The following is a 22969-nucleotide window of genomic DNA, read 5'->3' on the forward strand; positions in this document are numbered from 1 at the left end:
TGGACAAGTCAAGGGGGCACGCAAAGATGTCGACACACCGCACCCGTACCTGCGTACTGGGTTCGATGCTGGCCATCGGCGCTACCAGCGCATCGGCGGCACAGTTCGATTACGGCTGGCGCGTAGGCGTAGGCCACAGCGACAACATCGGCCTGACCGAAACCGACCCGATCAGCCAGAACATGCTGATCCCCGGCTTCGACTTCAGCTACCAGCAGGAAGGCTCCACCTTCCAGGCCGACGTGGTCGGCAACGTGGAGTACCGCGACTACCTGGCGCACGCCTTCGACAACCAGACGCTTGCTCAGCTCGCGGGCCAGATGAACTGGACCATGCTGCCCGAACGGCTGGATTTCACCCTTCGCGACGTGGCCAGCGTGCAGCCGCTGTCGACCTTCTCCAGCAATGCGCCGGACAACCAGCAGCAGACCAACGTGCTGACGGTGGGGCCGACGCTGCGTTTTCGCCTGAATCCGACCGTGCGCGGCCAGGCCGAACTGCGCTACATCGACAGCCGCGCCTCCAAGACCAACGAGTTCGACTCCTCGCGTGGCCTGCTGGCGCTGCGCCTGTTCAAGGACCTCAGCCCCACGGCCACGCTGTCGGCCAACGCGGAGACCGAACGGGTCACCTTCGACCACGCCGACACCGGCCCGGCCTACAACCGCACCCAGCTGTTCGCCAGCTCGGCCAGCCGGCTCAGCCAGATCGACATCAATGCATCGCTGGGCTGGTCGCGGCTGTCGTTCGATCAGGCGCAGACGATCAACACGCCGCTGGCGCGCCTGAGCGTGGCCTGGCGCATGACCCCCAACAGCACCCTGCTGCTGCGCGGCGCACGCCAGTACGGCGATGCCGCCGAGGACCTGATCAACCAGCTCGACCAGAATCCCGGCGAATCGGCGCTGGCCCCGCCGGCACCGTCGAACATCAACACCGGTGCCACCGTGATCAGCTCGCAGGTCTACACCGAGCGGCGCTACGAGGCGGTCTACGCCTACGTCGGCACGCGCTGGAACCTGCGCGTCGCGCCGCTGTACCGCGATTTCGATTACATCAACGACCCCACCGACAGCCAGCGTGGCCGCGGCGGCACCCTCGGCCTTGACTACCGCCTGCGCCCGCGCACCGTCCTGTCTCTGTTCGGCAACGTCGAGTCGATGGAATATCGGGCGGTGGCACGCACCGACCGCACCACCAACTTCGGCCTCATCCTGAACACCCAGCGCACCGAACACTGGAGCTGGAGCGCCTCGTTCACCCGTCGCCTGCGCCACAGCGACACGGTCGGTGCCAGCTACCACGCGAACGAGATCTATCTCGGCGTGGCGTACCGGAGGTAAGGGATGCAGGTCGAACCGGCACAACCGTGCCAATTCGGTAGCGGCGGGAGTCTGTTCGGTCTCTATCACGCAGTGGCGGGTCGCGCACGGGCGGCGGTGCTGCTGTGTCCGCCGCTGGGCCAGAACATGATCCGCAGCCACCGGGTGTATCGCCAGCTCGCCGATGCGCTGGCGCAGCAGGGCATCGCCGCGTTGCGCTTCGACTATTTCGGTACGGGCGATTCGGCCGGCGCCAGCGAGGAAAGTGACTGGGTACGCTGCGTGGCCGACACGGTCACGGCGGCGGCGGAACTGCGCGCGCGTTCCGGCTGCACCCGTTTGCTCGGTTTCGGCGCGCGGCTGGGTGGTGCCATCGCGCTGGAAGCAGCCCCTGCTGCGCGCCTGGCCGAACTGCTGCTGTGGGACCCGGTGCTCGATGGCCACGAGTACGTGACCGGGCTGGACGCGATGCAGGAGGAGCTGCGCGTCGATCCGATGCGTTTCAGCACGCCGCGCACGCGCGAGGACGCGGCCGGCCAGTGGCTGGGTTTCCCGGTCGGCGCGGAACTCCGCGGGCAACTCGAAGGCTGGCGCGCGGCACCGGCGGCGGTTCCCGTGCGCGTGTTCGATTCGCTGCCCGCCGAGGCAGGAGCAGACCGGTACGCGCAGCTCGGCACCGACGCCGAAGTGGTCGCGTTGTCGTCGACGGCGAGCTGGGACGTGCTCGACCGGCTGGAGCACGCCATCCTCGCGCCCGACCTGGTCCGCGCGGTCGTCGACCAGCTGCGGGTGGCGGCATGAGCACGGAGCGCGCATTCCGCTTCGGTCGCGCGCACCACCTGGTCGGCGTGGCCGGGCTGCCCGAACCGGCCGCGCCGACCGCGCCGGTCGGCGTGATCGTGCTGAATGCAGGCATGGTGCACCGGGTGGGTCCGTTCCGGCTGCACGTGGAGATCACCCGTCGACTCAACGCCAGCGGTTATCCCACCCTGCGTTTCGATCTCTCCTCGCTCGGCGACAGCAGCGCCGCCGACGAATCACGCTCGCAGGCGCAGCAGGTAAACGCGGACGTCGCCGACGCGATGAGCCTGCTGGCCAGCCACTCCGGCTGCAGCCGTTTCGTGCTGCTCGGCCTGTGTTCCGGCGCGCAGAATGCGCACGGCGCGGCGATCGACGAGGCCCGCGTGGCCGGCGCCATCTTCCTCGACGGCTATGCCTACCGCACGCTGGGCTTCCAGCTGCGCCACTACCTGCCTCGACTGTGGAGCGCCGAACGCTGGCACCGCTTCATCAGCCGCAGCCTGCAGGCGCGCGCCAGCCAGGGCGACGACGTGTTCGCCGTACGTTTTCCGCCGCGCGAACAGGTGCAGCGGGAACTGGCCGCCATGCTCGATCGCGGACTCAAGTTGCGCTTCATCTACAGCGGCGGGGTGACCCGCTACTTCAACCATCCGCGCCAGTTCCGCGAGTGCTTCGGGCGCCTGGCCGACCGGCCGCAGATCAGCGCGCGCCTGTTTGCCGGCACCGACCACACCTATGCCCTGCGGGTGGACCGCCAGCGCCTGCTGGACGACATCACGACGTGGCTGCGGGACAATTTTCCGGTTTCCGGCGGGAGCAATCCATGAGCACGATCCTGGTCACCGGCGGCGCCGGCTACATCGGCAGCCACGTGGTGCAGCAACTGAGCGAGCGCGGCGAGCGGGTGGTGGTGCTGGACAACCTGGTCAGCGGCTTCGCCGACGCCGTGCGCGGCGCCGAGCTTGTGGTCGGCAACGTCGGCGACCAGGCGCTGGTGTCGCGGCTGCTGACCGAACACAAGGTGGATGCGGTGATGCACTTCGCCGCGCACACCGTCGTGCCCGAATCGGTGCGCGACCCGCTGAAGTACTACGGCAACAACACCTGCAACACGCGCAACCTGCTCGCCTGTTGCGTCGAGGCCGGCGTCGACCGTTTCATCTTTTCCTCCACCGCGGCGGTGTACGGCACACCCGCCGGCGGCGTGGCCGACGAGGACACCCCGCTGCAGCCGATCAACCCGTACGGCAGCTCCAAGCTGATGTCCGAGATGATGCTGCGCGACCTCGGCACCGCCGGCGCGATGCGCTACGTGATCCTGCGCTACTTCAACGTCGCCGGCTGCGATCCGCTCGGCCGCATCGGGCAATCCACGCCCAACGCCACCCTGCTGCTCAAGGTCGCCTGCGAGCATGCGGTAGGCAAGCGCCCGGGCCTGGCCATCTTCGGTACCGACTACGACACCCCCGACGGCACCGGCATCCGCGACTACATCCACGTCGAGGATCTGGCCGCGGCGCACCTGCGCGCCCTCGACCACCTGCGCACGGACGGCGAATCGCTGACCCTGAACTGCGGCTACGGCCACGGCTACAGCGTGCGCGAGGTGATCGACACGGTGCGCCGGGTCAGCGGTGCGGCCCTGCAGGTGACCGAACAGCCGCGCCGCGCGGGCGACCCGCCGATGCTGATCGCCCGCGCCGACCGCCTGCGCCAGCGCCTGGGCTGGACGCCGCGCCATGACGACCTGGAGTTCATCGTGCGCACCGCGCTGGCGTGGGAACGCCATCTGGCGGCACGGGACGCGGCCCGGTGACAGACATGCCGCGCGGCATCCGCCGGTGGCTGGGCGTGGCGTTGGCCAGCCTCGGCCTGCTGCTCGCGGCCGCATACGCGCAAGGCGCCGCCGCGCCGCCGCCGATCGCCCGGCTGGCGCCGGGCGGCATCGACGCGCAGTGGCAAACGATCACCCTGCATCGCCACGGCGCCGTCGGCGACCGGGTGGCGGTGACCATCGGCATCCCCTTCCCGCCCGGCATGCTGCACGACGCGCGGCAGGTGCGGATCGAGGGCGCGCGCGGCCAGCTCGTGCCGGCGCATGTCGAGGCCACCTTGCGCTGGCATTTCGACGGCGGCGGCATCCGCGCCGTGCGCGCGCAGTTCCATGCCACGCTGGCCGGCGACAGCGCGCAGCTGCGTTTCGCCCTCGCTCCAGCCGGCGCCGCCACGAGCGCCGCGCCGGGCTGGCCCTACGCCGACGAGCTGGTGGACGGCCCCGACGGCGTGCGCGTGCCGGGGGTGCTGGCCACGCTCAGTCCGCAATGGATGGCCGCCTCCCTGATCGCCGGTCCGCAGGTGCCGGCGGTGCCGCCCGGCGCCTACGACCGCTACTTCGAAGCCCAGTTCGCCTGGGCACGCAAGCTGCCGCGCAGCGATGGCTCGGCGTGGCTGTTCGATCGCCCCACCACGCTGTTCCAGCAGTACGTGCGCACCGGCCGCGTCGATTACCTCGCCGCCGCGGTCGAGAGCTACCACTTCTACATGGCGCACATCCGCCGCTTCGGTGCGCCGGGCTGGCCGCTGTGCGGCGGCGGTTTCAAGCTGGGCGAGGTGAACCCCTGCGACCCGAAGTACGTCTACATCCAGCCCACCCTGCTCGCGCTCGGCCTTACCGGCGACGACAGCCAGGACGACGGCGCGCTGATCGAGCGCATGGTCGGCGCGTGGGATACCGGCGGCTGGACCATCCCCGCCGGCCCCTACACCGGGCTCACCCAGAAGTTCTTCACCGAACGCCAGGCCGGGCTGGGCCTGCTGCAGATCGTCAGCGCGTGGGAACTCACCGGCAAGCGCGAATACCTGCGACACATCGGCGATCGCGTGGGCTGGCTGTACCAGCACCAGCAGCACAATCCCGATGGCCTGGGCAACGACGGCTCCTGGCGCAGCAGCTGGGACATGCATGAAGGCAATCCGTACGACGCGGCCACCGACGTGCCGGGCAGCTCGCCATGGATGACGCAGAACATCATCGACGGCCTGTGGCATGCCTGGCTGGCCACGGGCGACGCGCGCATCCCGCCGATGATCACCGCGTTCGGCCGCTATCTCGAGCGTTACGGCTGGATCGACGCCAAAACCGTGGCCACGGTCGGCAAGGACTGGCGCGACCCGTGCAGCGGACCGGGTGGCCAGATCAGCTGGTACTGGTCATCGGCCCACGTCGACCGGGCCAGGCTGGTCGCCATCGAGAACGCCGACGGCTGGTACAGCGATGCGCACAACGTGGAGCTGACCCTTCCGGTGGCCGCCGCCCGCTATTTCAGCACTGACCCGAAACTGCAGCAGGCGCTGGACCGGCGCATGCAGGCGCTGGCCTCATCGTACAACCTCGCCTGCGCCCGCAACGCCGGCACGGCGCGACGCTTCAACTGGAACAACCGCGGCACCGGCGTGGTGCAGTGGCTGATGCGCCAGCGTGCGGGCAGCGGCGCCGCGCCGGCACAGCCCTGAGGCGCGCGAGTCAGGTCGACCGGCGCGGTCGCCGCCGCTTGGCGAAGGCGTGCCACACGTAGCGCAGCATGCACAGCGAAGCGCGGATCACGCCGAGGTTTTCGACTTGGCGGTAGATCGTCCATTGCCAGCGCGCCGCGCGCAGCTTGTTGGCCGACAGCGACGACTCGCGCACCAGATACCAGGCCAGCGGCTCGTCGCTGTCTGCCCGCACCGCCGAACCGGCGCGGCGAACCTGCTCCAGCCAGAACGCATAGTCCTCGTGGCCGATCCGGCGAAACGGCACGTCGCCCAGCTCACGCGCGTACAAGCCGGTGAGGTTGCCGATGAAGTTGCTGGCCAGCATGTCGCGATGGCCCAGCCGCGCCGGCGGATCGACCCGGCTGAGCACCCGGCCATCTTCCGCCACGCGCCAGTAGGCCGCGTAGCTGATCCGCTCGCCGCTGGCGCGCAGGCTGGCCAGTTGTCGCTCCAGCTTGGCCGGGTGCCACCAGTCGTCGGCGTCGAGAAAGGCGATGTAGTCGCCACGCGCGGCGGTCAGCGCGGCATTGCGCGCGGCGGCGACGCCGCCGTTCACCGGCTGGCGCTGCACGCGCACGCGCGCATCGGCCTGCGCAAAACCCTGCAGGATCGCCAGCGACTCGTCGTGCGAACCATCGTCCACCGCGACCAGCTCCAGGTTGCGGTGGCTCTGCGCCAGCACCGACTCCACTGCCCGCGGCAACCATGCCGCGGCGTTGTACACCGGCATCACCACGCTGACCAGGTCGCCGCCCAGCGCGGACGTCGGGACAGCGGTCGTGGTCGCCGCGGTCGTCATGCGAACAGCTGCGGCAAGGTCACGAGGCAGCGGAACCAGTCGGTGTCCAGCTCCGTCTCCACCGCCACGCGAGGGATGTCGTACGCGTCCCAGCGGTCGTAACGGGCGTGCCCGCCGTAGTAGCTGAAGGCATGTTCCACGCCTGCCTCGCGCAGGCAGTCGCGGGTGGTCTGGTCGAACGCGCCGCGGTTGCCGACCGGATAGCTGAAGCAGCGCATCGGCGCCCCCAGCTCTTCGGCGAGCCGGCGCGCACAGCCCCGGATCTCGTCGCGCTGGCCCTGCGCCGACATGTGCGACAGCACCGGGTGATGCACCGTATGCCCGCCGATGGTCATGCCCGCCGCCTGCATCTCGCGCAGCATGTCCCAGTCCATCCACAGCGCATCGCCGGCGCGCGGACCCGCGCGGCCGGTGCCGGCGGCATCCGCCACGGCATCGAGGTATGCGCCCGTGGCCTGCTCGGGCATTTCCTTGTACTTGCGCAGCAGCCGGCGCACGGCGGCCTCGCGCTCTGGCTCGTCGAAGCGGACCGGCGCATCGAACCACGCCGGCAGGTGCAGCGATTCGTGCCGGCTGCTGCGCACCATCCAGGCGATCTCGTCCCACCACGGCAGGCTCGGCGCGTCGATGAAACCGGTGGCGACGAAGAAGGTGGCGCTCACCCCTTCGCGGCGCAGGATCGGCAACGCCGTCTGGTAATTGTCGCGATAGCCGTCGTCGAAGGTGATCATCGCGTAGCGGCCGCGCCTGGCGCCGAGTACCCGCGGCAGGTCGGCCGGGTCGATGATTTCCAGCTGCGTCTTGCAGAAACGAACCTGTTCGGCGAACGACTCCGCGCTGGCGCTCCACAGGCCGCGGTCGAACGGTGAATCCAGCGCGTCGCCGATGCGGTGATAGTTGAGCACCAGCACGCCCGACCAGCGCACGCTCCGGTGCAGCAGCGCGCGCAGGCCGCTGCGGCAGAGCAGGCGCGAGGCGATCGCTTTCTTCATCGGAAACACCCCGCTCAGCCCGGTGTAACCAGTTTGACGAACCGGCGCAGCACGCGCGCGGCCAGCTGGCGCATCCGGTCGAGCAGCGCCCGCGGCGTGTGCCGGCGACAGGACGCGCACAGCAGCTGGCGTTGTTCGGTGGCCAGCGATTTCTTGTACGAGCTCACCCCGCGCAGGAAATCGTAATGGCCGATGCCGCGCTGGGCCAGGTGCCGCATCAGCAGCAGGTTCGCGGCGGTGCCCGAACTGCGCAGCACGCCGGAGTCGAGCGGGGCGACACCGAATTGATACAGGTCGAACTTGCGCGCGGTCACGAAGCCGTACAGCACGGCAAAGACCGCGCCCTGGTGCGAGAACCGCGCCAGCACCGCGCGCCCGCCGGGCACCCACTGGCGCACCAGGTCGCGATGGAACTCGGTGAAGCGCGGCGCCGAAAAGCACCCCGGCTCGCCGGCCGCCACCCAACGCGCCTGGTGAACGCGCACGAGATCGTCGAAGTACGCATCCGCCACCGCGGCATCGGCCAGCTCGACCGTGATGCCGGCGCGCTCGGCGTCGCGCAGGTACTGGCGCGCGTGCATGCGCGTCTTCGACGACAGGCTCGCCAGGTACGCATCGAAGCCGTCGCCCAGCCGCGCGATGGGACAGGCGCCGCGCGACACCAGGTGCAGGCGGGCGTGGCCGGCAAAGGTGTGGCGCCAGCGCAGCAGCGCCGAATGCTCGGACAGATCGAGCAGTTCCAGCGTGTCCCAGGCCATGGCGTCGATCGCCTGCCACGCGGCCTGCACGCAGGCCATGCCTTCGTCGGGCAGCAGCAGCAGGTCCAGGTAATCGGCGCAGACTTCCTCGAACTCCGCCTCGCCGGTGGAGAGAAAGCGCAGGCAGCGCACGCCGAACCGGCCACCGCGGCCGACATCCAGGTACAGCGGCAGCACGCCGACCAGGCGCGCGCCGCGCCACAACGTGATGATGCGCAGGCCGCCGCGGCCATACTCCGGACCGTAGACATTCCACCAGTGGCGCAGCCAGGTGAAATCCAGCGGCGTCGATGCGGTGGGGCTGGCCTGGTACAGCGCGTCCCAGTCGGCGCGAATCGCGTCCCACGCGACGACGTCCCCGATCACGCGCAAGGTCGGTGCTGACGCCGGCAAGCCGCTTGTCCGCGAGGGCGCCCCCGTGTCCGGCGACGCCTGGTTCAACGTCATGGCGACGCCACCGTGCGCTGGCGCAGATGCCGGCGGTGGGCCCGCAGCCAGTGGCGCAACATCGCCGGCAGGTAGCAGCTGATGAACAGTTCCCACGCGCGTTTCTGCAGCCAGCGATGGCGGATGCTGGCAAACAGGTGGGCGCGCGCCGCCGCCATGTCGTTCGCCTCGAACTGCAGCTCGCCGATCCATTCGTGGGCATCGGCCAGCGCACCGTCGATCATTCGCCGCGGCAGGTGGATCTCGTCGCGCGCGGTTTCGATCAGCGGGGCGATCGTGCGCAGGAAGTTGGTGGCGGTGTGGATGCGGTATTCCGCGCGGGTCAGCCGGTCGGGCATGCCGCGCTGATACCGGATGGTGGGCAGGTCGACGAAACCCACCGGGCCGTGGCGACAGGTGCGCAGGTGAAAATCGAAGTCTTCGCCGGAATAGCGCAGGGTCTCGTCGAAGGCCACCACCTTTTCCAGCCGCTCGCGGCGGATCAGCACGGTGGAGGTGTGCACCAGGTTACCCATGATCATCTGCGAAAAGATCATGCCGATGCGCAGCGGCGCGGCGCCGACCACCGCCTCCATCGTCGGCACGAACGAGCGCAGCGGCACGCTGTGCTGGAACAACGAATCATCGGGAAACAGCGCGTAGGTGCTGTACATGGTGCGGATGTACGCGCGGTTGAACACGCGCCCGTTCGGGTCGATCGCCTCCATGTCGGTCCACACCATGCCCAGCTCGGGAAACTGCTGCATGCAGCGCAGCTGCAGTTCGATCTTCCAGGGTTGCCAGACATCGTCCGAATCGAGCAATGCCGCGAACTCGCCGCGGGCCAGCCGCAGGCCGTGGTTGCGCGCTGCCGCGACGCCGGCGTTGGGCTGGGTGATGTAGTGCAGGCGAGGCTCGTCGCCGTAGCGCTGCCGGACGAGTTCGGCCGTCTCGTCGGTGGAACCGTCGTCGACGAGCAGGATCTCCAGTTCGGCATGCGTCTGGGCCAGCACGCTGTCCAGCGTGCGCGCCAGGCAATAGGCACGATTGAACGTGGGGATGACTACGCTGACCAGTGCCATGGGTACCCGACCACTCCTGCATCCAGTGACAACACGAAGCCTCGACTCGCCTGCCACCGCCCCTGCCGCGCCGGTCGCCCCCTGTCACGCGCACCGCCGGCCGACCCCTCCCGGTCGCAAAGAGGCATGGAACCTCCGCGAGCGCGCGGGCAGCGCCGGAAACGGCGTCATTGTATGCGTTTTCCGGATCGCCGGGCACCGCTTTCCACGCTCCACCCGGGCCTGCGGGCAGCGCCGGCCAGCACCCCGGGCCGGCCCCCGGACCCGGGTCAAACAGCCGGTTTGCGCGCGATGAAGTCGATCGAGGTGATGCACAGGCGCTCGGCCGGGATCGACGCGAATTGCGGGGCGATCTTCAACTCCGTCAGCTCGCGCAGGCGCCGGGCCGGGGGCGAGGTCACCCGGGTCACGATGGCGAAACCGGCGGCCTCGGCGAACTCCACGAAGGCATCCGCGCGCAGCCGGTTCTGGTACAGGAAGGCGTTGTTCCAGCGCCGCCATTGCGCGTCCGGATACTGCAGGTAGTTGAGCTGGGTGATGCGGGAGTCCACGTAGGCGTAGTGGTCGCCGCAATTGACCGAGTGGAACATGATCCCGCCGGGGCGCAGGATGCGCTTCGCCTCGCCGAAGATGCCGCCGATGGCCTCCGGCGCCACGTGCTCCAGCACGCTGTTGGAGAACACGCAATCGATATGGTCCGGCGGCAGGTCGGTACGGGCGGCATCGGCCGGCGCGCGGTAATCGACCACGCCGGCGGTCGCCGCGGCCAGGTCGGCGGAACGTTCCAGCGCGGCGGCCAGCTGCTGCTGGCGCTGATGCACCTCGGCCTCGGGCACGCCGGCGACCTCGGCGATCAGGGCGACGTGCCGCTCCAGTCCGCGCGCGCAGGCGCGCAGCAGATCCCGGCGCAGGTGCCGGTTGAGGTCGACGGTGACCACGCGCCGGGCGCCGGCCAGGAAGCAGCACAGCGGAAAGGTGGGATACCAGCCGCTGCCGATCTCGAACAGCCGCGCCCCCGCCATCGGCACGCCGACCTCGCGCAACTGGTTGGCCATCAGCCGCCAGTCGTCGATCTTGATGTCGAACTCGCGATCGAAGTCGCGCAGCCCGCCGAACCGCCGCTGCAGCTGGTAATGGATCGCGTCGCCACCCGGCATCACGCCGAGCACCTTCTGCAGCAACCCCTTCGTGCGCCAGTCCATCTGCTTCCCTCCTTCGAGGACGGAAATGATGCCGGGATCACGCCGTGGCGATCCGCGCGAGCGCGGCGTCGCTACGCCCCCGCAAGCCGGTGCGGCGGCGGCGGCAGCAGGAAATCGCGGAACGTGTGCGGGTTGCCGCGATGCCCGGCCTCGGCGGCCTTGATGATGTTGTAGGTCTCGCGCGCCGTCACGTAGTGCAGCACATGGCGCTTGCCGTCGTTGTAGACGCGCTCCAGGTGCTCGTGCATGCGCTGCGCGGCGGCGCCCAGCAGGGTATCCATGTCGCGTTCCTGGGTGCCGTGCGTGTGCACCTTGACGAACACCCACTCCGGCCGCCCCTCGACGTGGATGCCGGTGGCCACCCACGCGTCGACCCGCTCGGGCGTGGGCGGGCAGCCGCGTCGCACGTCGGCATTCTCGATCCGCGGCAGCACGCCGAACTTGCGCTCGCGCCAGTTCAGCCCCAGCGGCCCCTGCACGATCATCAGGTCGCCGCTGGCCTCGCCGCCCACCCGCACCGGCACGCCGCGATCGTGCGACTTGGGCCGCAGCGGGTCGTCGGTGGCGTAGTAGATCGCGTTGCTGGTTTTCGTCTGCGTGTCGCTGGGCGCCGACGGCAGGGTGAAGTCGGCGTAGCAGCCGAGCTCGCGCAGCAGGATCAGCTCGTTGTTGATGCCGCACCAGCGGCCGTCGGCGCGCGAGTTGTCCAGGCTCCAGTTGCCGTGGATGAAGCCGAAGCGCAACTGGCCGGTGACCGGATCGCGCGGCAGCGCGCCGTGGCGATCGTGCAACAGGGTGTTGAAGCGCTCGATGGTCCGGCGGAAATTCGCCTCGTTGTCGTTGTCGTGGTGCAGGTGGATCTCGATCTCGCCGTAGCCCTCGGCGCAGAGCGCGGCGATCTTGTCCAGGTGTTCTTCCAGGTATTCCTCTTCCGGGTAGAAGAACGTGTGCTGCGGCATGCGTCCGTCGGCATCGCGGTGCGCCCCGGCGAGGGCGCGGTAGTCGCGGCACCAGCGATCGACACGCGCGCGCTGGGTGGCCAGGTCGACCTTGCCCCAGGCCGGCTCGAAATGGTCGACGAAGCAGAACATCACGTGGATCGGCCCGTCGACCGCCGGCGGCCGCGGGCGGCGCAGATAGCCGGCCAGCCAGTACTGCATGTTGCGCGCGCGAATCGCCACGGTGATGGCGATCGCCCCCAGTGCCAGCAAGCCCAGGATCAGCCAGACGACGATCATGCGCGCGCTCCTTCGACCGTTGCGTCCACGTCGGCACCGGTAGGCAGCGCGCGGAATTCGAAACCCTCGGAGCGCCACTGCGGCAGCAGCGTTTCCAGCATGCCGATGCAGCAGTCGCCATCGTCATGCATCAGCATCACGTCGCCCGGCCGCGGCGGCCGCGCGCGCAGCGCCGCCACCAGTTCGGCCGGGGGCCGCCGCTGATAGTCGAGGCTGTCGTAAGACCAGTACAGCAGGCGCCGCCGTTCGCGCGCGAGGCGCAGCGTGAGCGCCAGCGAGAACGCGCCGCTGGGCGGGCGCACGCCGTGGTGGCGCACACCGTCGAACGCCTGCAGCACGCGGTCGGTGCGGTCGATCTCGTCCATCTTGGCGGCCAGCGACAGCCGGTTGAAATCCGGATGGGTGTACGAGTGGTTGCCCAGCCGGTGCCCCTCGTCCAGCAGGCGCCGCACCAGCTGCGGCTGGCGCTCGGCCTTGCTGCCGATCAGGAAGAACGTGGCGCGTACCTGGTGCTGCCGCAACAGGTCCAGCAATGGCGGGGTGTGCTGCGGGTCGGGGCCATCGTCGAAGGTCAGGTACAGCTCGCGGCCGGCACCGGCCGGCATGGCGGTGAGCACCACGGCGTCGGGCAGGCAGTGCAGCAATCGCGTGCGCTTGAACCAGCCGATCATGGCGACCATCCGTCGCTGCCGCGCAAGCCGCGCCGGCACCGGCAGAAACCCTTGCTTGCAGGCATAATCCACCCTTGTCGTCGATGGCGTTTGCAGGGGCTGCCGTCGCCATCCGAATCCGACGCACAGGATATCTTCATTCGGCGCCGAGCCGGGCGATTTTCGCATGTCCGCCGTCCTTCCGGCGGACACGCGGAGATCACGGCGCCGGCCGACACACCCACGTTTGCGATCCGCGGAGAGACGCGTGCTGCAGGGATACGGCCTGATCTATTTCGGCAACGACTGGTACGCGGAAAACCGCACCAGCAGCCACCACGTGGCCGAACGCCTGGCCGATGCCGCGCCGCTGCTGTATGTCGACTCGCCCGGCATGCGCGCACCGCAGGCCAGCGGCCGCGACCTGCGCCGCGCCTGGCGCAAGCTGCGCGCGGCGCTGCGCGCGCCGGTGGCGGTGCGCCCCAACCTGTGGCATTGCACCGTGCCGCAACTGCCGTTTCGACGGGTGCCGGGGGTCGACTGGCTGAACCGCGCCTTCGGCCGCTGGGCGGTGCGCCGCGCCATGCGCGTGCTGGGCGATGTCACGCCGATCTCCTGGTTCGCGGTGCCGCACCCGGGTTTCCTGGCCCAGCAGCTGGGCGAGCGCCTGTGCGTGTACTACTGCATCGACGACTACGCGGCGCATCCGGGCGTGGACAGCGAGCTGATCGCCGCGCGCGACCTGGAGCTGACCCGCCGCGCCGACCTCGTCTTCGTCGCCCCGCCGGCGCTGCTGGAGGCCAAGCGCGCGATCAACCCGGTCACCCGCTTCTCGCCCCACGGCGTGGACACCGCCCTGTTCGGCCAGGCTCGCGATCCCGCCACGCCGGTGCCGGCCGCGGCGCAGGACCTTGCCCATCCTGTGGTGGGTTATTTCGGCTCGATCCACGAATGGATCGATCTGGAGCTGATCGAATGGCTGGCGCGCGAGCGCCCGCAGTGGAGCTTCCTGCTGGTCGGCCATGCCGCCGCGGACGTGTCGCGCCTGCGTGCGCTGGACAACGTGCGCCTGGTCGGCGCGCAGCCGTACCGCGAACTGCCGCGCTGGGCCAAGGCATTCGACGTGGCGATCATCCCGTACCGGCACAACCGCCAGGTCGCGAACGCCAATCCGCTGAAGGTGCGCGAGTACCTGGCCACCGGCAAGCCGGTGGTCAGCGTGAGCCAGCCGGAGATCGACAAGTTCGCGCGGTGGGTGGAGATCGCGCCCGACCGCGAGGGTTTCCTGCACGCGCTGGATCGCGCGCTGCAGAACGACTCGCCGGCGGCGGCCGACGCGCGGGTGGCCGCGGTGGCCGGACAAACCTGGGACAACCGCGTGGACGAGGTATTGCGCGAAGTATCATCGGCGCTTGCACGCAAGCAGGCATGACTCAAGTGGAAACGACAGGGGACAGGATGAACGCGGGAATCGAAGGGAAGCTGCGCATCGCCATCGTGGGTGCCGGCTACGTGGCGCGCCACCACATCGCCGCACTGCGCCGGCTCGACTTCGTCGAGATCGTGGGCATCTGCGACATCGATACCAAGGCCGCGCAGGCGCTGGCCACCAGCTTCGGGATCGAGTTCGTCACCGGCGACTTCACCCGGCTCGCCGAACGCCACCCGCATGCGGTGTACGTGCTCACGCCGCCGTCCAGCCACGCGCCGCTGACCCTGCAGGCGCTGGACATGGGCTGCCACGTGTTCGTGGAGAAGCCGATGGCCGACTCCGTGGCCGAGTGCGATGCGATGATCGCCAAGGCGCGCGACAAGGGCCTGCAGCTGTCGGTCGACCATTCCGACCATTTCGATCCGGTGGTGATGCAGGCGCAGGCCTGGGTGAAGGCCGGCCGCATCGGCGAGGTGCTGAGCTTCGACGTGCTGCGCAGCTCGGACTATCCGCCGTACGCCGGTGGCCCGCTGCCGGGCATGGTCAAACAGGGTTCGTATCCGTTCCGCGACCTCGGCGTGCACGGCCTGTACGTGCTCGAATCCTTCCTCGGCCCGATCGGCGAGCTGGACGTGCACTACCGCTCCAGCGGACGCAGCACCAACCTGAAGTTCGACGAATGGGACGCGCGCGCGCAGTGCACGGACGGCGTCGGCCGGCTGCTGCTGTCGTGGAACATCCGTCCGATGCAGAACCGCATCATCGTGCAGGGCACGCGCGGCATCATCGAGGCCGACCGCTTCCTGCAGATCTGCCGGATCAAGCGCGTGTTGCCGGGGCCGAAGTTCATCGGCATCGTGCTTACCGCCTTCACCAACGCCCTGCGCGACGTGGTGCGCGTGCCGTGGAACGTGCTGCGCTTCGCCACCGGCCGGCTGCGCCCCTCGCCCGGCATCCAGCACGGCGCGCAGGCGTTCGCGCAGGCGCTGCATGGGGGCAGCGCACCGCCGATCAGCGCCGAGGAAGGCCGCCGCCATGTCGAGCTGATGGAAGCGGTGTGCGCACGGGCCGATCGCGAGCGTCGCGACGAACTGGCCGCGCGCATCGTGCCGCTGGCGCCGGTCGATGCGCTGGTCACGGGCGCGGCGGGTTTCCTCGGCCGTGCGCTGGTTGCCGCGCTGCGCGCACGCGGCCAGTCGGTACGCGTGCTGGTGCGTCGTGCCGACCCGGCCGCCGAGAGTGCCGGCCTCCAGGTGGTGGTGGGCGATCTCGGCGATCCGGCGATCGTCGACCACGCCGTGCAGGGCGCGCGCGTGGTCTACCACGTCGGCGCGGCGATGCGCGGCGGTCCCGGCGACTTCGAGGCGGGCACCGTGTGGGGCACCCGCAATGTGGTCGACGCCTGCGCCAGGCATGCGGCGGAACGGCTGGTCTACGTCAGCTCGCTCAGCGTGCTCGACCACGCCGGCCGCGATCCGGCGGTGGCCGTCACCGAAAACTCGGCGTTCGAGCCCTGGCCCGACCGCCGCGGCGCCTATACCCAGACCAAGCTCACCGCCGAAGGAATCGTCAGCGACGCGATCCGCGAGCGCGCGCTGCCGGCGGTGATCGTGCGCCCGGGCCAGATCGTGGGGCCGGGGGCCGAGCGCGTGACCCCGAACGGCACGCTGGCGCTGGCCGGGCGCTGGATCGCGGTCGGCCCGGCGCAGCAGACTCTGCCGCTGGTCTACGTCGACGATGTCGTCGACGCGCTGCTGCTGGCCGCGCAGGCACCCGCCGCGACGGGCCGGATCTTCAACGTGGTCGACCCGCAGATCGTCACCCAGGGCGATTACCTGGCCAGGGTGAAGGGCAAGCTGGGCGACGAGCTGAAGCTGCTGCGCGTGCCCACCGGCGTGTTCATGGCGTTGGCTGCCGGCGTGGAACTGCTCGGCAAGCTGCTTCACCGCAGCGTGCCGCTGACCCGCTACCGGGTCCGCTCGCTGCGCCCGCTGGCCAACTTCGACATCAGTGCGGCACGCAGCGGACTGGGCTGGGAACCGCGCATCGGCTTGCAGAAGGGTTTCGAGCGGATGTTTGCCACGGCCGCCGAACCGGGCACGGCAACGCCGCCGGAAACCGCCGATTCCTGAGCGTCAGGCGCGACGGTCGACCACGTCGCGCAACACGCGCTCCAGCCGGTCGACGTTGTCGTCCCAGCGAAAACCCCGCGCGTGTTCGACGATGCGCTCGCCCTGCCATGCCCGGCCGGTGGCTTCCAGCAAGGCGGCGGACAACGCTGCCGGATCACGCACCGGCACCAGCATGCCGGCAAACTCCGGCAGCACTTCGGGGATGCCGCCGACCCGGCTGGCCACCACCGGGATGCCGCAGGACATCGCCTCCAGCACCACGTTCGGCACGCCCTCGTTGTGACTGGGCAGGCACAGCAGGTCGGCGGCACGGAACCAGTCGCCGAGCTGCGCGTGCGGCACGGCACCGACCAGACTGACGCGTTCGGCGCAGCCCAGTGCGGCGGCCCGGGCGAGCAGTTCGTCGCGGCAGCCGCCGGCGCCGGCGCCGGCGTAGACCAGGGTCGCCTGCGGCCGCTGCGCCAATACTGCGGGAAACGCCTCCAGCAAGTCGAGGCAACCCTTGGTCGGCTTGAGGTTGCCGACGTAGAGCAGCAGCGGCTGGTCGGCGCCCAGGCCCAGCCGCTGCCGCGCCGCCTCGCGCGAGCCGGGCGCAAAGCGCTGCGCATCGACGCCGTTGTAGATCGTGTGCACCCGTGCCGGATCCGCGCCCAGCGCCACCGCCTTGTCGGCCAGCGCCTGGCTCACCGCCACCACCGCGCCGGCACGACGCAACGCCGCGCCGATCTGCGGCCGGCGCAACGCGCCCTCGGCCATCACGTTCAGGTCGCTGCCGTGCACCTTGACCACATAGGGAATGCCCAGCCGCCGCGCCAGCCAGCCCGAGGCCACCGCATCGGGATAGGCCCAGCTGGCCAGGATCGCGTCGTACTTTTCCGCGCGCAGGCGCCGGCCGTGCTGCAGCCACAGCGAGGCGAACCAGCACGCCGCATGCAGCGAGCGCAGCCCCGGCGGAAACACGAAGGTGAAGTGGTCGCGGCGGAGGCCGGGCACCTCGACCGCGCCGCGCACGCCGGCCAATCGTTCGCGAAAATCCACCGCGGTCAGCACGTGCACCTCGTGGCGCTGGCCCAGGCGCTCGAACTGCTGTCGGTTGAACGCGCCGCGCAGCGGGTCCCACGGCGTCGGAAACAGGTTGGTGGTGATCAGCAGTTTCATGCGCCGACCCGCTCCGGTGTGCCGCGATAAAGCGCTTCGTAGCGTTCGGCCATGCGTTCCAGCGAGCCTTCCGCCTCGACCCACGCGCGCCCTTGCGCGCCGAGCTCCTGCGCGATCGCGGGCGCTTCCAGCAAGGCGACCATCGCCGCAGCCAGCGCGCCGGGATCGCTGGCCGGCACCAGCTTGCCGTTGACGCCCTCGCGCACGATCTCGCCATTGCCGCCCACCGCGGTGGCGACGATCGGCAAGGCGCTGGCACAGGCTTCCAGCAATGCCATCGAGTAACCCTCGCTGAGCGAGGACAGCGCGAACAGGTCGAGTCCGGGCAGCAGTTCGCGCACGTCGCTGCGGTCGCCGAGGAAACGCACGTTCCCGCCCGGCACCGTCGAGGCGGCGAGCTGCTCCAGTTCGGCGCGCAGTTCGCCGTCGCCGATCAGCAGCAGCACCGCATCGGCCGCGCGCTGGCGCACCGTGGCGAAGGCGCGGATCAGGCTGGCCTGGTCCTTGGTCCAGTTGAGCCGGCCTACGCTGCCGATCAGCCGCGCTTGCGCCGGCAACGCCAGCCTCTCGCGCAGCCGCGCACGATGGTCGGGAGAGGCAGGCAGAAACTGTTCCACGCGGATGCCGTTCGGCACCACGCAGGCCTTGCCGGGCGGCACGATGCCGCGGCGCAGGGCGTCGTCGCGCGCGGCCGCGCACACCAGCGCCACCGCATCGGTGCGTGCCAGCGCGCGTCGATACAATCCTTCGCGCCGACGCGAGTTGCGGTTGGCGCCCATGCCGTGCCGCGTGTTGACGACACGCCCGATGCCCAGCCCGGTGCTGGCCCAGACCGCGTGGTAGTGCGCCACCGCGTTGTGGGTGTGCAGCACCTCGGTGACGGGAACCGCCAGGGCGCGACGCAGGCGCAGCAAGGCACGCAGATCCGGCCCGCGGCGCTTGCCGCAGACGTGCACGGGGATGCCCTGCGCGGCCAGCTCGTGCGCCAGCGCGCCGGCTTCGAACAGGCAGACCACGCGACAGTGGTGCCCCTGCCGCTGCTGCATGCTCACCAGGTCGATGACCATGCGTTCCAGCCCGCCGCGGTTGAGGTTCTCGACGACGTGGACGATGTTCATGCCGCGGGCGTGGCCGGCAGTTCGGAGATGCATACGCGCCACTTGCCGCTGGGCGTGAGCGGGATGTCGTCGACGAAGTGGACGTTCAGCTGCAGGCTGTCGCCGACCACCTTGGCCAGCTCGCGGCGGATGTAGGCGAGCGAGGAGTCGTCGAAGCCGGGGCCGCGCACCAGCGACAGGTCGAGCTGGTCGAGCCGGCGCTGCACCACCTGGAAACGCGCCAGCCCCGGCACGTCCTTGAGCATGTGCGGGAAGAATTCGCCGGGCAGCAGATGGCCGGCCGGCGTGCGGATCGCGTCGAGCAGGCGGCCATCCACGCGCTGCAGCAGCGGCAGGCCGCGGCCGCAGCTGCAGACGTGGTCGCTCGCGGTGGCGACGTCGCCGTTGAGATAGCGCACGAACGGCATGCCGTAGTTGAACAGGTCGGTGATCACCACCTCGCCCGGCTCGGTGGCAAGCGCACCCGGACGTCGCTGCAACTCCACCACCAGGTGATCGGCGTTGACGTGCAGGCCTTCGCGGCGTTCGCATTCGGAGGCAATCAGCATGAACTCGCGGCAGCCGTAGGTGTTGTACGCCGGGCAGCCGAAGGCGCGCTCGATGATCTCGCGCTGGAACTCGTGCAGGGATTCCGCGGCGCCGATGATGCTCTGCGGCGCGACCACGCGGCGACCGGTGTCGAGCAGCCACTGCGCCAACCGCACCAGCGGGCCGACGTAGCCGACGATGACCTGGGGCCGGTAGCGGTCGATCGCATCGGCGAATTCGGCCATGTTCGCGTCAGTCATGTTGAAGCTGTTGAGCACGTGGCGGGCGAACGCCGCGTTGTACACGCGATCCTTGAACTGCTGGAACCGGTGCGGCGTGCCCACCGCCCCGCCCCACACGAACAGGGTGCGCCGGCCCATGCGCGAGCCGGCCCAGCCGTAGCCGCGCCACATCACCGCGGTGCGCCGCTCGTAGCTCTCGCGGGTGTAGCCGAAACGCAGCGGGTCGCCGGTGGAGCCGCCGGTGGCCTTGTTCAGCACGCGGTCGTGCCAGCCCTCGGCCTGCAGCGCGTCGAAGTGCTGGCGGATGTCGGCCTTGGTCAGCACGGGCAACTGCGCGTAGTCGTCGAGGGTGCGAATGTCGGCGACGGCGATGCCGGCCTCGCGCCAGCGCTGGCGGTAGTACGGCACCGTCCGCTCGCAGTGCTCCAGCAACTGCTTCAGGCGCTGCCATTGCAGGGCGGCGATCTGTTCCGGCGCCAGCCACTGGTCGCGCTGGTAGTCGGCCAGATAGGCCAGCGTGTGCCGGCGGCGCAGGCCGCTCTCCCACAGGGGGTAGAGCACGCGGGAAAAGGCCTTCTCGTACCACGATGTCTTCATGGATCCCCCCAGGCACGGGCACCGGCCCACGCCAGCAGACGACCGAGCGGACGCGGTCGACCGGCAGCGTAGCGCTGGTGCAGGCTCTGCAGTTGGGCGATGTCGGCGCGACTCCAGCATTGCAGCAGCAGGGTCAGCAGCGCGTAGGACGCGGTCAGCACGAACGCGCCCAGCAGCAGGGTCGGGATCGGCCCGAGCTGCGCGGCGTGCACCAGCGAGGCGAGCCCGGCGGCCAGCGCCGCGGCCAGCACGATGCGCAGCAGGCGCAGCCACTCCAGCTGCACGCCGCTGATGCGGATGCCGATGGTCAGGTAGGAGGCGGCGATGACGAACAGCAGGATCACGATGGCCGCCACCGAACCGTACAGCCCGAAGCGCGCGATCAGCACGTAGTCGAGCAGCATCTTCAGCACGCCCAGCACGATGGTGAGGATCAGCACCACGTTCTGCCGATCCGCACTGACCAGCAGGCTGGTGGCGCCCTGGGTCACCGTGCCCATCGCGCAGGCGAACAGGCACCAACCGAACACCGGCGCCGCCGCGGCATAGGTCGCGCCGTACAGCAGGCCGATCACCGCGCCGGAGAAGGTGCCGCCGAAAGCCACCACCGGCGCCGCCAGCAACGCCAGGTAGCTGGTCACGGCGACGAAGCGCCGGCCGCCGGCCTCGCGCCCCTGGCTCTGCGCCTTGGCCATCATCGGCAGCAGTACCGCGCCGAACACGCCCGGCACCAGCAGCATGATGCCGGTCGCCAGCTGGTAGGCGACCTTGAAATAGCCGGCCGAAGTGGCGCTGTCGAACAGGTTGAGGAACAGGATCTCCACGTCGCTGGCAATCAGGAAGCCCAAGATGATGGTGACCGAGACGATGCGCAGGTGCCGACGCACCCGCTGCTGCAACACATCGGGCACCGCCTGCGTGCCGTCATGCCTGGCCAGCAGGCGCCGCGCCTGGTGACGCGAGGTGAGCAGGAACACCGCGCCGGAGATCAGGTAGACCACCAGGAACCAGAAGATCGACGCACCCATCAGCATCGCCGCCGCCACCATCAGCAGGTTCAGCGGCGCGGAGATCAGGCTGACCTTGGCGGTGGCATCGAACGCCTCGAAACCCTTGGCCACGGCGATGTTGAACATGTACGGCGCGCGCATCGCCACGGCGACGACAAGCATGACGAATTCGGTCGCGTGCAGGTCGGCGGCGAAGCGTGCGCCGAACAGCAGGTACAGCACCAGCGCCAGCGCCATTACCGCAACCAGGTGCCACATCTGCATGCGGCGCAGGTAGCGCACCACCGGCACGATCAGCTCGTGCTGATCGGCGCCGCGCAGCTCGGCGACGAACTTGATCACGCCGGTGGTGATGCCCGAGTTGGTCGCCACCACGCCGATCGCGGCAAACCAGATGAACAGGCCGTAGATGCCGTAATGCTGCGGTCCCAGCTGGCGCGCGATCAGGATCGCCGCCAGCATTCCCAGCGAGTACTCGACGTAGATGCCGATCGAGGAAAACAGCGTGTTGCGCAAGGCGCGGCTGCGGGTGTTCATGAGCCGATCAGCAAGATGGTGGTGATGACGTACAACGCCACGATGCTGGCCACCGACACGGCCAGCCAGCGCATCCAGTGATCGGTCAGGCGCAGCAGCGGCACGCCCGGCCAGCGCTGGCGCGCGCCCATGTAATGGCCCACCACCAGTGCGATCAGCAGGTACATCACCACGGTGTAGCTGCGACTGAGGAAGAACGCCGCGGCGAACAGCCCGTACAGCGACAGCAGCAGGGTGAACGCGATCGCCCGTTCGCTCTTCCACGTGCCGGCTCGCACCGGCTCGCCGGCCGCCTCTGGCTGATGGCGCATCACCGTCACCATCATCCAGAAACCGTAGCTGGTGAACGCCAGCCACAGGGTGTAGCCCAGAAACCCGGTTTCGGCGAGCACCAGGATCCAGGAGTTGTGCGCGGTGAGCTGATTGTAGTCGGTGAAGTTGCCGGGACCGACGCCGAGCAGCGGGTTGGAGAAGAACATGTGCATGCCCTCGTACCAGGCATCCACCCGGCCGAACGCGGAGGACTCGTCCGGGTCCAGCTCCTGCATGCGCGAGGACAGCAGGCGCATCACCACCAAGCCCAGCACGCCCAGCACGCCGGCGGTGAACATGCCGCGGCGTTGCCACACGAAGATGCCACCGACCACCAGCACCGCCAGCATGGCGCCGCGCGAATTGGTCAGGTACACGCCGTACAACAGCAGCGCCGCGGCGGCCAGCCACCACAGCCGGCGCAGGAAACCGCCCCCGCTGCTGAGGAAGAACGCCATCGGCAGCGTGGCGGCAAACAGCAGGCCCACGTCGTTGGGGTCGTTGAAAATGCCCACGTAGCGCACGCGTCCATCCTCACCCAGCGGCACGCCGGTCCAGCCCGTGCCGGTGTTCGCCTGCACGATGCTGTGCTGGGCCAGCACGCAGGCGCACAGCACGAACACCGCCATCGCGATGGTCACCCGGCGCGGCGTGGTGCAGGCCGCGGCGAAGACGAAGAACGCGATCACGATGGGGCCGAAGCTCTCCAGCAGCGCCAGCGCGCCGCCGAACCAGTGGTTGGCGACCATCGACACCATGCCCACCAGCAGGAACACCGGCAACAGCAGGAACTGCGGCGCGTCGAAACTCTTGCCGGCACGGATCATCCACGCGGCGAAAGCCAGCAGCAGCACCACCGGCAGCAGCGGAATGCCCTCCAGCGCGGGCACGAAATCCTGCGGCCGGACGATGGTGAGGGCGAGATAGATGAGGCTTAATGTGAACATTCGGCGTGATCGGGATCGAGCGCGTGACTCGGGGTGAAGAAACGACTGAGCCAGGCCATCACGATCGGTGCCGCGCCCCATGGACGGATGCCTGCGTGCATCCGCTCGCCAACCCGCCCCGCACCATCGGCGGGGCCGCCACGATGGTAGCA

Annotated in this window: 19 protein-coding genes; 7 read left to right on the forward strand and 12 right to left on the reverse strand. The window is 69.7% G+C overall.

Going from position 1 to position 22969, the window contains the following annotated elements:
• Nucleotides 1-26: 26 nt before the first annotated feature.
• The 5 genes from B1991_RS11740 to B1991_RS11760 are packed head-to-tail and all read left to right on the forward strand — an operon-like array spanning nt 27 to nt 5636.
• Nucleotides 27-1343 (forward strand): porin family protein, encoded by a 1317-nt coding sequence (locus B1991_RS11740; RefSeq protein ID WP_136258873.1) that lies wholly within the window; start codon nt 27-29, stop codon nt 1341-1343.
• A gap of 3 nt (nt 1344-1346) precedes the next feature.
• Nucleotides 1347-2123 (forward strand): serine aminopeptidase domain-containing protein, encoded by a 777-nt coding sequence (locus B1991_RS11745; protein WP_136258874.1) that lies wholly within the window; start codon nt 1347-1349, stop codon nt 2121-2123.
• On the forward strand, nt 2120-2950 hold the full coding sequence (locus B1991_RS11750; RefSeq protein WP_136258875.1) for an alpha/beta fold hydrolase: 831 nt from the start codon (nt 2120-2122) through the stop codon (nt 2948-2950). The genes B1991_RS11745 and B1991_RS11750 overlap by 4 nt, the downstream gene beginning before the upstream one ends.
• A complete protein-coding gene (gene galE, locus B1991_RS11755) occupies nt 2947-3939 on the forward strand; it encodes a UDP-glucose 4-epimerase GalE (RefSeq protein WP_136258876.1) in 993 nt (330 codons plus the stop codon). The genes B1991_RS11750 and galE overlap by 4 nt, the downstream gene beginning before the upstream one ends.
• Before the next feature lie 5 nt (nt 3940-3944).
• Entirely contained in the window at nt 3945-5636 is a 1692-nt protein-coding gene (locus B1991_RS11760; protein ID WP_136258877.1) for a hypothetical protein, read from the forward strand.
• A gap of 10 nt (nt 5637-5646) precedes the next feature.
• Here B1991_RS11760 and B1991_RS11765 read toward each other — a convergent pair whose 3' ends face one another.
• The 7 genes from B1991_RS11765 to B1991_RS11795 all read right to left on the reverse strand — a co-directional run bounded on the left by B1991_RS11765 (nt 5647) and on the right by B1991_RS11795 (nt 12825).
• The gene (locus B1991_RS11765) at nt 5647-6456 is read right to left on the reverse strand and encodes a glycosyltransferase family 2 protein (protein ID WP_136258878.1); all 810 of its coding nucleotides are present in this window, start codon (nt 6454-6456) and stop codon (nt 5647-5649) included.
• Complete coding sequence (locus B1991_RS11770) at nt 6453-7448, reverse strand: polysaccharide deacetylase family protein (protein WP_136258879.1); 996 nt, start codon at nt 7446-7448, stop codon at nt 6453-6455. The genes B1991_RS11765 and B1991_RS11770 overlap by 4 nt, the downstream gene beginning before the upstream one ends.
• Nucleotides 7449-7462: 14 nt before the next feature.
• Nucleotides 7463-8599, reverse strand: a complete 1137-nt coding sequence (locus B1991_RS11775; RefSeq protein ID WP_168709630.1) for a GNAT family N-acetyltransferase — start codon at nt 8597-8599, stop codon at nt 7463-7465.
• Nucleotides 8600-8649: 50 nt separating this feature from the next.
• Nucleotides 8650-9714, reverse strand: a complete 1065-nt coding sequence (locus tag B1991_RS11780) for a glycosyltransferase family 2 protein (protein WP_136258881.1) — start codon at nt 9712-9714, stop codon at nt 8650-8652.
• A gap of 269 nt (nt 9715-9983) precedes the next feature.
• Nucleotides 9984-10916 (reverse strand): class I SAM-dependent methyltransferase, encoded by a 933-nt coding sequence (locus B1991_RS11785; protein WP_136258882.1) that lies wholly within the window; start codon nt 10914-10916, stop codon nt 9984-9986.
• A gap of 71 nt (nt 10917-10987) precedes the next feature.
• Entirely contained in the window at nt 10988-12154 is a 1167-nt protein-coding gene (locus tag B1991_RS11790; protein WP_136258883.1) for a hypothetical protein, read from the reverse strand.
• Complete coding sequence (locus B1991_RS11795) at nt 12151-12825, reverse strand: polysaccharide deacetylase family protein (RefSeq protein ID WP_246031151.1); 675 nt, start codon at nt 12823-12825, stop codon at nt 12151-12153. Before B1991_RS11795 ends, B1991_RS11790 begins: the two co-directional genes overlap by 4 nt.
• A gap of 247 nt (nt 12826-13072) precedes the next feature.
• Between B1991_RS11795 and B1991_RS11800 the strand changes: the two genes are divergently transcribed.
• Nucleotides 13073-14236, forward strand: a complete 1164-nt coding sequence (locus B1991_RS11800; RefSeq protein WP_168709631.1) for a glycosyltransferase — start codon at nt 13073-13075, stop codon at nt 14234-14236.
• Nucleotides 14237-14262: 26 nt separating this feature from the next.
• Nucleotides 14263-16368, forward strand: a complete 2106-nt coding sequence (locus B1991_RS11805; protein WP_168709632.1) for an NAD-dependent epimerase/dehydratase family protein — start codon at nt 14263-14265, stop codon at nt 16366-16368.
• Nucleotides 16369-16371: 3 nt separating this feature from the next.
• Here B1991_RS11805 and B1991_RS11810 read toward each other — a convergent pair whose 3' ends face one another.
• The 5 genes from B1991_RS11810 to B1991_RS11830 are packed head-to-tail and all read right to left on the reverse strand — an operon-like array spanning nt 16372 to nt 22817.
• Complete coding sequence (locus B1991_RS11810) at nt 16372-17526, reverse strand: glycosyltransferase (protein WP_136258886.1); 1155 nt, start codon at nt 17524-17526, stop codon at nt 16372-16374.
• Complete coding sequence (locus B1991_RS11815) at nt 17523-18644, reverse strand: glycosyltransferase (RefSeq protein ID WP_136258887.1); 1122 nt, start codon at nt 18642-18644, stop codon at nt 17523-17525. Before B1991_RS11815 ends, B1991_RS11810 begins: the two co-directional genes overlap by 4 nt.
• Nucleotides 18641-20011, reverse strand: coding sequence for a phenylacetate--CoA ligase family protein (locus B1991_RS11820; RefSeq protein ID WP_136258888.1), 1371 nt, complete (start codon nt 20009-20011; stop codon nt 18641-18643). Before B1991_RS11820 ends, B1991_RS11815 begins: the two co-directional genes overlap by 4 nt.
• Nucleotides 20008-21558 (reverse strand): oligosaccharide flippase family protein, encoded by a 1551-nt coding sequence (locus B1991_RS11825; RefSeq protein WP_136258889.1) that lies wholly within the window; start codon nt 21556-21558, stop codon nt 20008-20010. The genes B1991_RS11820 and B1991_RS11825 overlap by 4 nt, the downstream gene beginning before the upstream one ends.
• Nucleotides 21555-22817 carry an O-antigen ligase family protein gene (locus B1991_RS11830; protein WP_136258890.1) on the reverse strand — a complete coding sequence of 421 codons (1263 nt, stop codon included), beginning with the start codon at nt 22815-22817 and terminating at the stop codon, nt 21555-21557. The genes B1991_RS11825 and B1991_RS11830 overlap by 4 nt, the downstream gene beginning before the upstream one ends.
• Nucleotides 22818-22969 lie beyond the last annotated feature (152 nt).

It is taken from the genome of Rhodanobacter lindaniclasticus, from assembly GCF_004799035.1.
Classification (GTDB): domain Bacteria; phylum Pseudomonadota; class Gammaproteobacteria; order Xanthomonadales; family Rhodanobacteraceae; genus Rhodanobacter; species Rhodanobacter lindaniclasticus.